Source organism: Thalassospira sp. MCCC 1A01428 (assembly GCF_002115825.1).
Lineage (GTDB): Bacteria > Pseudomonadota > Alphaproteobacteria > Rhodospirillales > Thalassospiraceae > Thalassospira.
Map to the genome: position 1 here is coordinate 1 of NZ_JFJZ01000072.1, position 14547 is coordinate 14547.

12 protein-coding genes are annotated in these 14547 nt (G+C 49.8%); 7 read left to right on the forward strand and 5 right to left on the reverse strand.

Annotation, left to right across the window (positions count from 1 at the left end; translation table 11 throughout):
• Window positions 1-129 precede the first annotated feature (129 nt).
• The 5 genes from THS27_RS24620 to iolD are packed head-to-tail and all read right to left on the reverse strand — an operon-like array spanning window position 130 to window position 5946.
• Window positions 130-1293, reverse strand: coding sequence for a Gfo/Idh/MocA family protein (locus tag THS27_RS24620; RefSeq protein ID WP_197464523.1), 1164 nt, complete (start codon window positions 1291-1293; stop codon window positions 130-132).
• Window positions 1290-2351 (reverse strand): sugar phosphate isomerase/epimerase, encoded by a 1062-nt coding sequence (locus THS27_RS24625; protein ID WP_063094511.1) that lies wholly within the window; start codon window positions 2349-2351, stop codon window positions 1290-1292. The genes THS27_RS24620 and THS27_RS24625 overlap by 4 nt, the downstream gene beginning before the upstream one ends.
• A 2-nt stretch (window positions 2352-2353) precedes the next feature.
• Complete coding sequence (locus tag THS27_RS24630) at window positions 2354-3166, reverse strand: SDR family oxidoreductase (RefSeq protein WP_063094509.1); 813 nt, start codon at window positions 3164-3166, stop codon at window positions 2354-2356.
• A 17-nt stretch (window positions 3167-3183) separates the two neighbouring features.
• Entirely contained in the window at window positions 3184-4074 is an 891-nt protein-coding gene (gene iolE / locus THS27_RS24635) for a myo-inosose-2 dehydratase (protein ID WP_063094507.1), read from the reverse strand.
• A gap of 3 nt (window positions 4075-4077) precedes the next feature.
• Window positions 4078-5946 carry a 3D-(3,5/4)-trihydroxycyclohexane-1,2-dione acylhydrolase (decyclizing) gene (iolD, locus tag THS27_RS24640; protein ID WP_063094505.1) on the reverse strand — a complete coding sequence of 623 codons (1869 nt, stop codon included), beginning with the start codon at window positions 5944-5946 and terminating at the stop codon, window positions 4078-4080.
• 106 nt (window positions 5947-6052) lie between these two features.
• Between iolD and iolG the strand changes: the two genes are divergently transcribed.
• The 7 genes from iolG to THS27_RS24675 all read left to right on the forward strand — a co-directional run bounded on the left by iolG (window position 6053) and on the right by THS27_RS24675 (window position 14472).
• Window positions 6053-7060 carry an inositol 2-dehydrogenase gene (iolG, locus tag THS27_RS24645; protein ID WP_063094503.1) on the forward strand — a complete coding sequence of 336 codons (1008 nt, stop codon included), beginning with the start codon at window positions 6053-6055 and terminating at the stop codon, window positions 7058-7060.
• A 3-nt stretch (window positions 7061-7063) separates the two neighbouring features.
• Entirely contained in the window at window positions 7064-8494 is a 1431-nt protein-coding gene (locus THS27_RS24650) for an NAD-dependent succinate-semialdehyde dehydrogenase (protein WP_063094501.1), read from the forward strand.
• Window positions 8495-8505: 11 nt separating this feature from the next.
• The gene (locus THS27_RS24655; protein WP_063094499.1) at window positions 8506-9312 is read left to right on the forward strand and encodes an HpcH/HpaI aldolase/citrate lyase family protein; all 807 of its coding nucleotides are present in this window, start codon (window positions 8506-8508) and stop codon (window positions 9310-9312) included.
• On the forward strand, window positions 9312-10286 hold the full coding sequence (locus tag THS27_RS24660; protein WP_063094497.1) for a hydroxyacid dehydrogenase: 975 nt from the start codon (window positions 9312-9314) through the stop codon (window positions 10284-10286). The genes THS27_RS24655 and THS27_RS24660 overlap by 1 nt, the downstream gene beginning before the upstream one ends.
• Window positions 10279-11403: a Gfo/Idh/MocA family protein gene (locus THS27_RS24665; RefSeq protein WP_085595449.1), complete on the forward strand. Its 1125-nt coding sequence runs from the start codon at window positions 10279-10281 to the stop codon at window positions 11401-11403. Before THS27_RS24660 ends, THS27_RS24665 begins: the two co-directional genes overlap by 8 nt.
• A gap of 174 nt (window positions 11404-11577) precedes the next feature.
• Window positions 11578-12462, forward strand: a complete 885-nt coding sequence (locus tag THS27_RS24670; protein WP_246833100.1) for a MurR/RpiR family transcriptional regulator — start codon at window positions 11578-11580, stop codon at window positions 12460-12462.
• Window positions 12463-12795: 333 nt separating this feature from the next.
• The gene (locus tag THS27_RS24675) at window positions 12796-14472 is read left to right on the forward strand and encodes an ATP-binding protein (RefSeq protein ID WP_168185002.1); all 1677 of its coding nucleotides are present in this window, start codon (window positions 12796-12798) and stop codon (window positions 14470-14472) included.
• The last annotated feature ends 75 nt before the right edge of the window (window positions 14473-14547 follow it).

Consider the following 14547-nt stretch of genomic DNA (forward strand, 5'->3'; position numbering starts at 1 on the left):
AGCCGTGAGAGGACGTTTACGTAAATTCGTAGCGACAATGACCATCAAACAGAATGGTTAAATTACAAAACACCCCGCCTTTCAATGAAGCAAGGCGGGGTGTTTTGATTTAAGCGTTTGTCTTTAGCTTTATACGGCGATTGGCCTTAGCCAGACAGGCTCGGTCGCTTCGCTACTATCTACAACAGCTTCGACGAATGCCACTCCTTTAAGCCCATCATAAGCTAAAGGCAAATTCTGCCCGAGCGCTTCTGGGGCACGCCCTTCGCGACGAGCAACAATTGCCTCGGCAAACCCCGCATAAAGATTTGCAAAGGCCTCAAGATATCCTTCTGGATGCCCCGGCGGTGTACGTGTACGTACTTTTGCATCCTCAGACAAATTCTCAGCACCACGTTTGACCACCTGAACACATCCGTCCAGAGGAGCGTAAATGAGTTCATTTGGCTGCTCTTGATACCAGGATAAAGATCCTGTTTCGCCAAAGACACGCAGCCGCACACCGTTAGAATTACCCAGCGCAACCTGTGAGGACCACAAAAGGCCACGCGCACCCCCTTCGTAACGCATCATGACATGTGCGTTATCGTCAAGCGCTCGCCCTTCTACAAAAGTTGCAAGGTCAGCCGTCAAGAATTGGAGCTTCAAGCCTGTAACAAAGCCCGCCAGATGATATGCATGCGTACCAATATCGCCAATAGAGCCGCCGCGACCGTTCTTTTTCGGATCTGTACGCCACGCTGCCTGTGCATTTCCTTTTTGCTCAATGGCAGTCGCCATCCATTCGAGTGGATACTCAACCTGAACGGTTCTGATATTTCCGATGTCACCGCGCGCAACACGCACGCGGGCTTCATGAACCATTGGATAACCGGAGTAAGTGTAGGTAACACCAACAAACCGACCAGTTTCCGTTGCCAAATTCTCAAGCTGAACCGCATCTTCAAGAGTAGCCGTTAATGGCTTTTCACAGATGACGTCAAATCCAGCTTCAATCAATGCCTTTGCAATCGGATAGTGCGTGAAGTTAGGAGTACAAATTGCAACAGCATCAACACGATCTTCGCGCGCCACCTCCCCAGCAATAAATTCGTCATAAGTCCCGTAGCTTCGATCGTCATCAATGCCCTGAGACCGTGCGAATTCACGCCCAAATTCAGGATTAACATCAAAGGCTCCCGCGACCAGTTGCCATTCGCCATCCAACCGAGCCGCAATCCGGTGGATATTACCAATATATGCACCTTGCCCGCCTCCAATCATTCCTAGGCGTAGCGGTTTTGCGATACTCATTTTTCCTCCAATCCAAGCATGGCTCTATTTGCGTTACGATCTGCACCTGATTTGACGAAGTCATCAAAAGCACGATCTGAAACACGTATGATGTGATCTTCAATAAAGCGGGCACCTTCTGCCGCCCCATCTTCCGGGTTTTTCAGGAAACATTCCCATTCGAGAACAGCCCAACCATCGAAGTCGTAAGTGGATAGTTTGGAAAAAATTGCCCCGAAGTCGATCTGCCCGTCACCGGGACTGCGGAAACGTCCTGCACGCTTTGCCCAAGGTTGATACCCCCCATAAGCACCCGATTTTCCATCAGGCCGGAACTCGGCATCTTTCACATGGAAGGTTTTGATCCTGTCGTGATAGTGGTCGATGAACGCCAGATAATCGAGTGCCTGAAGTACAAAATGGCTAGGATCATACATAAGGTTTGCACGAGGATGTCCTCCTACGCGCTCAAGAAACATCTCCCAACTATGCCCATCATGCAAATCTTCACACGGATGTATCTCGTAACAAACATCCACACCATGAGCATCGAACTCGTTGAGTATTGGCATCCAGCGTTGAGCAAGTTCATCAAACCCCTCTTCCACTAAGCCCTCGGGCCACTGTGGATAGGGATACAGATAGGGCCACAACAGCGCGCCAGAGAACGTCACATGTCGATCAATCCCAAGACGTTTCGAAGCATGCGCAGCAAATTGCATCTGCTCTTCCGCCCAAGCGCGCCGTTTCTTTGGATTTCCTCGTACATGCTCTGGAGCAAATCCATCCATAATCTGATCGTGCGCCGGATGGACAGCTACCAGTTGCCCCGTAATATGCGAGGAGAGTTCTGTAATCTCCAAACCCTCATCAGCAAGCATCCCCTTCAACTCATCACAATAGACAGCGCTCTCGGCCGCCAATCGCATATCAATCAGCCGAGTGTCCCATGTCGGGATCTGTACTCCCTTGAACCCTTTCTGCGCCGCCCATTTTGCAAGGCTAGGCAAAGAATTGTAAGGTGCCTCATCAGAGGCGAATTGCGCAAGAAAAACACCAGGTCCTTTGATCGTTCGCATTTTTATGCCCCCAGTTTTGTCGCAGGAACTGGTGCATCGTCATATCCGCCATAGACCGATTGATCGAACGGAATCACTGCCCCTGTAATCATGCCGCTATCGTCCGAGGCCATCCAAAGCACGGCCCGGGCCACTTCTGCCGGGTCCAATATTCGACCGAAGGGCTTACTGGCAGCCGCACGATCCAAAAACTCGGGGTCTCCGGTTTCTTCAAGCACAAGAGCACGCTCATGATCCGATGACATCCACCCGATATCGAGTTGATTGATGTGAATACGATGCCGCATCAGAGCGAATGCTCCATTACGGGTCAAAGTTGCTAGTGCACCTTTTGACGCAGAATATGGCGCAAGGAATGGTTGGCCAGCCAATTGTGACATTGAACCGATATTGATGATTCGCCCTTCAAGTCTTTCGCGGACCATAACCTTTGCCGCATCTTGCATCAGGAAGAATGGAGCTCGAGTGTTAACAGCAAAGATTTGGTCAAACAGTTCCGGCGAGGTGTTGAGAAAATTGCCACGATCGGTGAGACCAGCCGCATTCACAAGAATGTCAATCCGTCCGAAACGTTCATCGGCTTCCGAAATGACCCGACGCACATCGGCGATATTTCCGAGATCAGCTGTAATCATTTTCGTTGGGACACCAGTGGTGGATTCTATGTCGTTTGCGACTTTCTGTCCCTTTTCCTCACCTCGCCCCACAATCGCAATACCCGCCGCACCGGCTTCGGAGAAAAGCCGAGCGATAGCCGCGCCGAGCCCTTGTGTGCCGCCGGTTATGACGGCTACCTTTCCATCTATTCTATTCACTGTATTTCCTCCTACGACTACTCAACTGCGTAACCGGACAGCGCCATCACGCGAATAAGTTCTTTGTGACCCTTTTTTGCCATTTCCAGCGGCGGAGATATTTTCGGATTTTGCTCCGCCTCAACGACGAACCAACCTTCGTAACCATTCGCCGCAAGTGCTTTCACAATTTCCTCGAAATCAAGCGATCCATCTCCCGGCACCGTAAATGCCCCCTTAACTACCGCATCAAGGAAGCTTTCTTGTTCACGGTTGATCTCGTCAACGACGTTCCGGCGAACGTCTTTCACGTGCACATGGCTGATCCGGTTATGATGCTTCTCGATAACACGCAGCACTTCTCCTCCGGCGAAAGCCATGTGCCCAGTGTCAAACAACAAGGGAACAGAGGAATGTTTCATCAAGAGGTCGAGCTCGTCTTCAGTTTCAATCACCGCCGCCATGTGATGATGATACGCAAGTGGCATCCCGTTATGGACACACCAATCTGCGAAATCACTAACCTTGCGACCGTAAGCTGCAATTTCAGCCTCTGTCAGCTTAGGCTTGGTTGCGAGCGGAGCCGATTTTATCCCCTGTATTGATCGGGCTGTTTCCCCATAAACCAAGCATGGGGCCCCCGCTGCTTTGAAAAAGTCTAACTGTTCTGCAATCCGGTCTTTCTCCATGTCCATATCTCCATCAAGAAGCTGACCGGAGAACCAACCACCGCAAACCGACATACTGTGCTTCGTTAGAAGCAGTCCCAGTTCGTCCATATCCATAGGAAAGCGGCGGCCTGTTTCCATCCCGGTGAAACCGGCAACGGAAGCTTGCCGAAGACATTCTTGAAGGCTCACGTCATCAGAAAGCTCCTCAAGATCATCATTCCACCAAGCTATTGGTGCAATTCCCAGTTTTGCTTTCACCTCTCACACTCCGACACGCTGTCTAGCGCGGATCTCGTCCTGTGCTCGGCGAGCTTCTCTGACTTTTTCAAAATTGGAGCTCTCCGGGACACCTACATCCCAATCAGCATCCCCCGGAACCCACTTCCAGGCATCGGACACGATCGAAATTACCGTAGTACGATCATTTTCTTGTGCCCACTGAAGAGCTGTCTCTAATTCTGCCAGACTTTCAACATTCCGGGTTGCAGCGCCCATTGCTTCGGCATGTTTCGCGAAGTCCACATGAGGAGGATTTTCTGGGTACTGAATGTTACAATCCGTGAGCAGATTATTAAAGCCAGGTACCCCTTTCGATTGTTGCAATCGGTTTATCACTGCGTAGCCACCGTTATCGCATACAACGACAATCATCTTGTGGCCGGTCAGAACTGCAGAATAAATGTCGGAGTTCATCATCATATAAGTGCCGTCCCCAAGCATGACGATCGGCGTACCTCCAGCTGTCCCCGGCCCTTGCTGCGCTATCGCACATCCCCAGCCAGCAGCAATTTCATACCCCATGCAACTGAATCCGAACTCACAATCAAATGTGTTGGGATTCTTTACGCGCCATCCTTTGGTGATCTCGCCTGGTGTTCCCCCGGCTGCACCGATCAGTGTATCTTCCGGCCTGGCGACTTTGTTCATCACACCGATGACTTGTGCATAAGAAGGCACCAAGGCATTAGTAGGTTTTTGGTGCTCATCAAGAATTTCATTCCATTTAGCGAACAGATCCTTTGCATGTGCCATCCGCTCCGGTGGCGCTATCCAGTTATCCAGTTCAGCGTCAATGTCGATCAATGTTTCCAAAGCGTCTCCGACAACCGAGAGCGCGCGATGCTTGGTTGCATCAAAGCGGGACGTGTTGATTGAAATAAACTCCGCCTCTTGTGAGAAGGCTGTCCATGATCCCGTTGTGAAATCCTGAAGTCGTGTTCCAATCGCAAGAATAACATCTGCATCCTTCGCAAGCGCATTTGCAGATGTTGAACCGACAATTCCTATTGGCCCGGCATGAACAGGATGATCATGTGTAAGAGCACCTTTTCCCGCGATCGTTTCTACAACCGGAATACCTCTCTTTGCAGCAAACTCGGCCAGCTGTTCCTCTGCTAACGAATAGCGAACCCCACCTCCCGAGATGATTAGAGGCCTCTTCGCAGTCATCAGAAGCTTAACAGCCGCACTTAGTGCACCGCGATCTGGACGCGGGCGTGGGATCTTCCATACCTTCGGCTCAAAAAAGGCTTCAGGATAATCAAAAACCTTTTCCTGGGTATCCTGTGCAAGACCTACAAATGCTGGACCGCAATCGGCTGGATCAAGCATGGTCGCGATAGCCTGAGGCAGCGATGTGATGATCTGCTCGGGCTGGGTAATCCTGTCCCAGTAGCGCACGACAGGCTTGAATGCGTCATTGACCGTTACGGTTGGATCGTCAAAATGCTCAACCTGCTGCAATACCGGATCAGGAAGACGGTTTGCGAAAGTATCCCCTGCCAGAAGCAGTACAGGCAGACGGTTCGCCATCGCAGTTCCGGCCGCAGTTACCATATTGGCGGCACCCGGTCCTATTGAAGTCGCTGCAATCATAATTTGGCGACGACGTTTTGCCTTTGCAAATCCTATAGCAGCAAGAGCCATAGACTGCTCATTCTGTCCGCGATAGGTCGGTAGTTGATCTTGAACCTGTTCTAACGCCTCAGACAGACACGTCACGTTCCCGTGACCGAAAATCCCGAACAATCCGGCAAAGAGCGGAACTTGCTCACCGTCAATCTCAGTGAACTGATTGCAAAGATATTTGACCAGTGCCTGAGACATCGTCAGGCGTATTTTTTTCTGCATTGCTTTTCCTCCTGATAACTTGCTTTCCGAAACAGTAAGGAATGAGTATTGACAAATCAATACATTTGCAATGAATATTGCAAAATAACACTCGGGAGGATCTTGAATGCTAAGAATCGCAGTACTCGGCGTTGGCCGTATTGGTCGTATGCACGCTGAAAATATCGCACAACACCCTCGGGCAACACTTGCAGGCATATATGATGCCCACCCGCCGGCAGCACACTCTGTCTCAGAGCTTCTTAACGTAACAAATTTTGAGTCATCAGAGGCTGTATTCTCGTCAGCTGAGGTTGACGCCGTCCTTATTGCAACCTCAACTCCCACGCATGCAGACTATATTGAGATGGCAATCGCCGGCGGAAAGCCAGTGCTTTGCGAGAAACCTATTGATCTTTCACTAGAACGGGTTAATGCCTGCGCTTCAAAAATCGCCGATTCCAATGTGCCGATCATGCTGGGTTTTGTACGACGCTTCGATATCGGACATCGCGGTGTTCGAAAAGCCATCGAAGAAGGCAAGATCGGAGACCTCCATCAGGTAGTCATCACATCTCGTGATCCCGACATTGCACCAGATAGTTACATTGAAGTGTCGGGTGGAATCTTCCGCGATATGACGATCCACGACTTCGATATGGCACGCTTCATCTTGGGCGAAGATATAACAACTGTCAGCGCGACTGGTTCAAGACTCGTGTCTCCTGCATTAATGGAACGCTGCGACGACTATGACACCGTTTCTGCCGTGCTTACCACGGCAAGCGGCAAACAGTGCATCATTAACAATTCGCGCCGTGCCGTTTACGGTTACGACCAACGTGTTGAAGCTCTGGGAAGTCTGGGCATGGCGATTTCCGAAAATCGCCCGATGAACCATACACGGCTTTACAACGCCGGTTTCACGGACCAGGCAGCACCGCTGCTCAATTTCTTCATTGATCGATACGACACAGCTTTTGCAGCTGAAATCGACGCGTTCGTTGATTCGATTGAGCGTGGAATAGCCCCGGAAGTCGGCTTCGAAGACGGACGCCAAGCGCTGATACTCGCAGAGGCGGCAATCCGCTCTGCTAAAGAATCGCGCACGGTAAACATTAGCGAAATCGGATAAAAAATGTACGAGAAATTCGGACTGTTCATCAACGGTGACTGGATTAAGAGTTTTCAAAATGGAGAAGTCCGTTCGCCGGTCACTGAAGGGGTACTTGGAACAGTATCAATGGCATCCCCCAGAGATACTGTATCTGCGATTGATGCTGCTGAAAGGGCTATGACCGACTTACGCAAAATGGGCGGCTTCGAACGTGCAGATGCGTTGCATCGCGCTGCTGATGCGATGATCTCACGCAAAAGCGAAGCAGCACATATGATCTCCTCTGAAACGGGCAAACCAATCGCTCAGGCTGAACGGGAATGGAGTCTGGCTTGCGATCAGTTCCGCTGGTACGCAGAAGAAGCACGCAGAATCTACGGCAGGGTTGTGGAAAGCCGTGTCCCCGGTGGACGTTTCGAAATTACCGCCGAACCTGTTGGTATTGTAGGAGCATTCACTGCATGGAATTTCCCAGCAGCACTACCAGCTCGTAAGCTTGCTCCAGCTTTAGCTGCAGGCTGCTCCGTCGTATTACGGCCATCATCGCAAACACCAGGCGTCGCCATGGTCATGGTCGATTGCCTAAAGGATGCAGGACTTCCCAACGGAGCAATCAACCTTGTCGTCGGGTCAACGAGTGATACCTATGCCACAATCATGGCAGACAAGCGTGTGCGCAAAGTTTCCCTAACCGGCTCCACTCGGGTCGGTCAGCAAATGATCCGAGATGCGGCCGACACTGTTAAAAAAGTATCAATGGAATTAGGAGGAAACGCGCCGCTCATCGTCTACGAGGATGCAGATATTGAACCGGCGCTGGACGCTATCGTACCAACGAAATACGCAAACTGCGGACAGGTTTGCGTTACGCCGGATCGCTTTTTCATTCATGACAGCCTTCATGACGCCTTTGTCGAGGGATTTGTAGAACGAACAGCAAAAATCAAGGTCGGCGATGGACTAAATCCTGCAACAGCAATGGGGCCACTCATCAATAGAGCACGGCTCGAGGAGATCGAAAACATTGTTGAAGGAGCCCTCAAAGAGGGAGCCACCTTGGCTTTTGGCGGCAATCGTCCAACGCAATTCAATGCCGGCTATTTCTTCGAACCGACCGTACTCACGAACGTATCTGATGATATGAAAGTGTCCATCGAAGAAAACTTCGGCCCAATTGCCGCCATTTCCCGCTTTTCAGAAGAAGAGGAAGTCCTTGAACGCGCCAACTCTTCTGACATGGGGCTTGCGGCCTATGCCTTTACCAGATCTCCGGACCGCGCACGTCGCACTGTCGCAGCATTAAAGTCCGGCATGGTTGGTATCAACAGCTTTGCCCTTGCGGCATCTGAGGTACCTTTTGGTGGAACGAACCACTCCGGCATGGGGCGTGAGGGCGGTTGCGAGGGTATTGAAGATTACCTTGATACCAAGCTCGCACAGATAGTCTTTTGAAAGGCTGACTTATGATTAGTAATAAACTCAAATCTATTTGGGCAGAACAACACCCTGTTCTAAATGGCTGGCTGTCGATAGGAAACCCCTTTACTGCTGAAATTATGGCGGAGCAAGGCTACGATTCCATCACCATCGACATACAGCATGGCGCCCTGGATTATTCATCCTGTCTGCCAATGTTTCAAGCCATGCGTGGCTCCGGTGTTGTACCAATGGCACGCGTGCCATGGCGAGAACCTGGCATAATCATGAAAGCACTTGATGCCGGTGCCATGGGGATCATTTGTCCTATGATCAACACCCCCGAAGAAGCAGCGGAGTTTGTCAGTTTTATGCGCTACCCCCCTCAAGGGCAACGCAGTTTTGGGCCGACGCGTGCAAACGTCGCTTATGGTGGATATGACCTGACAGCCAACAACGAACTGCTCGCACTGGCAATGATTGAAACACAGGCGGGCATGGACAATCTCGACAAGATTGCTGCAACACCAGGCCTTGACGGAATCTATGTCGGACCTGCGGATCTTACGTTAGGGACACAAAATGGCCGTCTTGCTCCAGGTTTTGATCGTGAGGAAGACGAAATGATTGCGACGATCAAGCGTATTCTGAATGCGTGCAAAGAGAACGGTATAAAAGCTTGTCTGCATTGCGGTACACCTGAATATGCCGCGCGCGCGATAGAATGGGGTTTCGATCTGACCACCGTTTCCGGAGATTCCCGTCTTCTGGCTGCTGCGGCTTCGGCCTCCGTCAATTCGTGGCGCGAACTCACTGGGCTATCTGGCAAGTCGTCAAAGAACAGGGGATACTGATGCCGAACCTGCTTGTTGCCGGGAAACTCCATCCCGCTGGCGAGAAGCTGCTGGAGAGACTGGAGACCGATGGTATTGTTCACGTCGACTACATCCAGGAAGTCTCGGAAGCCTCTTACGCACCTCTCATTCATAAAGCCGACGCTCTTGTTATCAGAACACAACCGCTTTCCGCAGATACGATCGCAATGGCGACAAAACTGAAGGTCGTGTCCAGGCATGGTGTTGGCTACGATTCCGTCGATCTCAACGCACTTAACGCAAGGAAAATCGCACTAACCATCGTGGGTGATGTTAATTCCGTCTCCGTTGCCGAACATTCGATGATGCAGCTTCTGGCTGCAGCCAAACGCGTTTTACGCTCAGACTTGGCCGTTCGAAAACCAGACAATTGGGAATGGCGCAACAACCTTGAACAACAGGAAATTTCGGGAAAACGTCTGCTCATTCTGGGTTATGGAAGAATAGGTAGACATCTTGCACGTATGGCATCTGGCTTCGAGATGGAGGTCAAGGCATACGATCCTTTCCTGGAAAAAAAGGGGTGGCCCGAAGGTACAGTTGAACCAATATCCAATCTGAATGAAGGCCTTGCCTGGGCCGATTGCATTTCTGTCCACATCCCGAAGGGCGACAAACCGGCAATAGGAGCAGACGAGATTGCTCGAATGAAAGCCGGCGTTATAATTGCCAATACGGCAAGGGGGGGCGTCATTTGCGAAAAAGCTCTCGCCGACGCTCTTGCTTCCGGTCAGGTTGGCGCTGCTGGTGTAGACGTTTTCGAACAGGAACCCCCTCTAAAAGGCTCTCCCTTATTTACTTACGATAATGCGGTGCTATCTCCACACACAGCCGGATTAACCAGGGAATGCAGCGAGCGAATGGCTCTTGCCTCTATTCACAACGCTGTCAATTACCTCTCAGGGAGAATTGATCGCTCCCTGATTGTAAATGCGGGAACGATAGATGCGTGACAAACCAAAACTTAGTATCGGTCTCATTGGTACCGGCTTTATGGGGAAAGCCCACGCAGTTGGTTTTTCTGCCGCACAAAGAGTTTTTGACCTGCCAATGCAGATCAACTTACACACAGTTGCCGATGTCACTGACGAAACAGCAAGTCGTGCCGCAGATGAATTGGGCTTTGCCAATTGGACCTCCAATTGGCACGAAATGATCGATGATCCAGAAATAGATGTTATCGATATTACTGCACCCAACAGTCTCCATAAAGAGATGGCGCTCGTAGGAATTGCGGCAGGCAAGCATGTCTATTGCGAAAAACCGCTTGCCTGTACCGCAGAAGATGCTCTCGAAATGACCCTTGCCGCCGAGAAATTCGGGGCAAAAACACAGGTAGGCTTCAATTATATCTGCAACCCGATGCTTCAGCTTGCCAAAGAGATGATCGCAGCCGGTGAGTTGGGACACATTCGTGGTTATCGCGGTCTTCATTGCGAAGACTATATGGCATCGGACAGCACTCCCTTCAGCTTTCGTCATTCGCTCGCCGGCGGCGGGGCACTCGCTGACCTAGGAAGTCATGCTTTAGCCACTGCGGAGTACTTGCTCGGCCCTATCACTGACGTCTTGGGGGATTGTGTAACCATGATCAATGAACGCCCCAATGGTTTCGGTGGAACACGCAAGGTCGAAGTGGATGACATCGGACGAGCATTTGTACGTTTTGCTAGCGGAGCAACCGGTTCAATAGAGGGGAACTGGATTGCAACAGGTCGCAAAATGCAGCATGACTTCGAGATATATGGAACCCAAGGTGCCTTAGTCTTCAGTCAAGAGCATTTCAACGAGCTTCACTTTTATTCCACAAACGACCCCAGCGGACGTCAGGGATTTCGCCGCATTGAAGCAGCAGTTGAACACCCACCCTATGCTAACTTCTGCGTAGCACCTGGACATCAACTTGGCTTTAACGATCTCAAGGCAATTGAAGTAGCAGGCTATGTCAGCGCAATAGCCAATAACGGGGTAGAGCCTTTCAACTTTCGGAAAGGCCTGCGAATCCAGCAGCTCGTTGATGCAATCCAAGCATCATCCAGGCAGTCACGTTGGCACAGCACTTTGCCATAGAAATTACCAAACTTGACACGGCGCCAGATCACTAAATTCTGAAAGGAGACTAGCTAATAGGACCGTTGCTCCCACAAAACTAATCCGGGCAACTTGCAATGAATATTGCGATCCTGCACTATGCCGTTAATAGTTGCAATTTTAATGTTCACAAAAAAATCAAGGGCTATTAGCGTGCGGAAAGACGCAACCGAACAAACTGCTCCAGAAAATTATGAAGAATTGATCCGCCTCATTCACGAACGCCATGATGAAATGAGCAAAACCTATCAACGGATTTCTGTATTTTTGACGCAGAACCCAAACGACGTTGCCGTTCAGTCAGTCAACGCCATTGCAGAACGTTGCGACATTCATGCTTCGAGTTTTGTCCGGTTTGCTCAAGCGTTAGGCTATAAAGGATTTAAAGAGCTTCAAACTCTTTTCCAAAAGCGGCTTGCAACTGCGGCACCAGGTTTTGAAGCGCGCAGAAAGGCCTTGGAAAGCGAACTACAAGATCGGCAAGACCAATCTGAATATAGCTTTTTACGCGATCTCATTGTCCGTGACATTGCCTCACTACAAGATATGCTCGAAAAGACTATCCCCGAGGAACTTGCACTAGCAGCAGACCTCATCGAAGATGCGGAAAACGTTTATCTTATCGGTCAACTGCGTTCTGCTCCCGTAGTAGAATTGCTTCGATATATTCTGACGATGTTGGGAAAGCGATGCATCTTGCTTGATGCTGGCGGAGGGCTTGCCACCCATATGGCAAAAACCATGAAACCTGAAGATGTACTGATTGCCGTCTCTTTTCGATTTTATGCTAATGAAGTCGTGAATATTGTAGAAGAAGCAGAGAAGTCCAACGTCCCAGTCGTAGCAATTTCGGATAGCACCCTATCTCCTCTAGCCAAATCGGCCAAAGTTCTTTTTTCTGTTCCGGAACATGACTACACATTTTCTCGTTCGTTAGCTGCACCAATGTGTCTAGCGCAGGCCCTGACTGTTGCCGTTGCAGCACGCGTCCAACATGATGTTGCTGAACCAAGAATACCAACTGTTACGGGAACGTAAAATTATCTTTAGAAAACGAGCCTCAATTAACATTTCTAAACACTAAATCTAAGTTCATTTCATTCGAGAAAACAGAAAACAATGTCGACATAGTTAAAGACATAAAGTACAAAGACCTGCACTTCGAAAAACAGAGATAAAAATTACCTATAGACAATCAATCTCAAAAAAAAGACAATAAACTGAAACACCTTCCCTTACCTTTCAAGACGTCGCCGGTACACTATTGCCAAATGATATATTCATTGGGGTTGACCAAAGTGAAGGCGAATGTGATATAATCAACGCAAATTTCGCGTTTGTCTTCTTGGAACCAGATTGGCAACAAACATAGTGCCCAACCTCGAACCTAAATACTTCTCGTCAGCCTGTCCTAGCCGTGTTCTCTTCGACCAGATCGCGGACAAATGGTCAATGATGACGCTGACTGTACTGGAAGACGGCCCTCTGCGTTTTAATGAGATCAAACGCCAACTAGAGGGCATTTCCCAAAAGGCGTTAACCCAGTGTCTCCGGCGCCTTCAGCGCAATGGTTCCTATCGATTAAGTGAAGATCGTCTCACGCATATGGAGGACGCACAAACATTGGTACGCACGGCACTCCTGCTTGAGAGAGAAGCCCGGATGATGCAAATGGCTTCCGAACCTGCAGAAATGCAGAGCCACTACAACCGGATCCTTGCTCATCTTGATGAGATGGACAATCTCGTCAGCAATTTGGGGCGGGCTGGCATTAATATCTCTGTTCTGGCGTTCCAGCATACTGCACAGCTGTTTAGAGGCTCCATTCATATACTTGCCAAGCTGCATGATCAGGCATTGAACACCGAGATTGAGGAGAGCCAGAACGGGATTCTGGCTACCAGACTGGACCTTTTCAATCGGAATCTGGCTCAGCAAGGGCAGGAACTTCTGGTTGCTTCAGAAGCTCTTTCAAATGACTTTACCTCTGACTACCGGCAATCTGTGCAGCAGCTAACTCAAAAAGCGGAAAACCGGCGTTTTCAGGTTCTGGGGCTGCTGGCTATCTCTCTGGTCGTAGCCTGGTTTATATCGACCCGCTTTCTGGGAAAGGTTGTCATATCCCGCCTTCAGAAGGTGAGCCATTATTTACGCAGAGCCGGAGAAGCTCCATCAAAAGATGCTGGCGTACCTGTGACCGGTGATGACGAAATTGGCGAAATGGCTCGCGCTGTAGAGCAATATATGAAAGAGCGTCAACAACTGGCAAAGGTTCAGCAGGAAGCAGCCCATACAGCCCGCTTCATAGCTGTTGGCCAATTGGCTGCGGGCATCGCTCATGAAATCAATACGCCTGCTCAGTATATCGGCGACAATCTGCAGTTCATTCGTACCATTGCCGAAAACATGGCAAAAGATCCGGCATGCTCATCCTGGCAGGATGATTTGACAGAAGTTGCATCTGCCATCTCAGATTCTCGCGAAGGCATAAAACATATTTCCGGAATTGTTACGTCCATGAAAGAGTTCTCCCATCCCGGGATTACTGACAGAATTGAAGCTGACATAAACCGGGCTTTGGAAAATGCGTTAACGGTATCGCAAAACCAGTGGAAGCATGTCGCGACGCTTGAGCAAAATTTCGATCCCAATTTGCGCCCTCTTCTGTGTGACATTGGAAAATTAAATCAGGTCTTTCTCAATCTGATTGTTAATGCTGCCCACGCTATCGAAAAATCGGGAAAACCTTATCTAGGCAAGATTTTTGTTACGACAACACAAAACCAAGACTCTATTGAAGTACGGATATCAGACACAGGCACCGGGATAGACGAAGCGCTGTGCGAACGCATCTTTGATCCGTTCTTTACAACCAAAGAACCAGGACAGGGAACCGGACAAGGCTTGGCGATCTGTCAGGATATCGTCGTGCAAAAGCACGGTGGCACAATTGATGTCATCGGCAATGAAGGTGAAGGAGCCGAGTTTGTTATCCGGTTGCCAATCATATCGCCCGACAACTTTTCCGAAGCCGATAAGGAAGATTGAAAAGCATATAAAACACCCCGCTTGGCTTTCGCTAAGCGGGGTGTTTTACTTTGGGGCTTTGTTATATCTCACAAA

What these genes read in the sequence shown, in the direction of transcription:
- THS27_RS24625 (WP_063094511.1), bottom strand. Translation starts at nt 2,351, where the DNA reads ATGCGAACGATCAAAGGACCTGGTGTTTTTCTTGCGCAATTCGCCTCT.
- THS27_RS24665 (WP_085595449.1), top strand. Translation starts at nt 10,279, where the DNA reads ATGCGTGACAAACCAAAACTTAGTATCGGTCTCATTGGTACCGGCTTT.
- iolD (WP_063094505.1), bottom strand. Translation starts at nt 5,946, where the DNA reads ATGCAGAAAAAAATACGCCTGACGATGTCTCAGGCACTGGTCAAATAT.
- iolG (WP_063094503.1), top strand. Translation starts at nt 6,053, where the DNA reads ATGCTAAGAATCGCAGTACTCGGCGTTGGCCGTATTGGTCGTATGCAC.
- THS27_RS24655 (WP_063094499.1), top strand. Translation starts at nt 8,506, where the DNA reads ATGATTAGTAATAAACTCAAATCTATTTGGGCAGAACAACACCCTGTT.
- THS27_RS24660 (WP_063094497.1), top strand. Translation starts at nt 9,312, where the DNA reads ATGCCGAACCTGCTTGTTGCCGGGAAACTCCATCCCGCTGGCGAGAAG.
- THS27_RS24620 (WP_197464523.1), bottom strand. Translation starts at nt 1,293, where the DNA reads ATGAGTATCGCAAAACCGCTACGCCTAGGAATGATTGGAGGCGGGCAA.
- THS27_RS24650 (WP_063094501.1), top strand. Translation starts at nt 7,064, where the DNA reads ATGTACGAGAAATTCGGACTGTTCATCAACGGTGACTGGATTAAGAGT.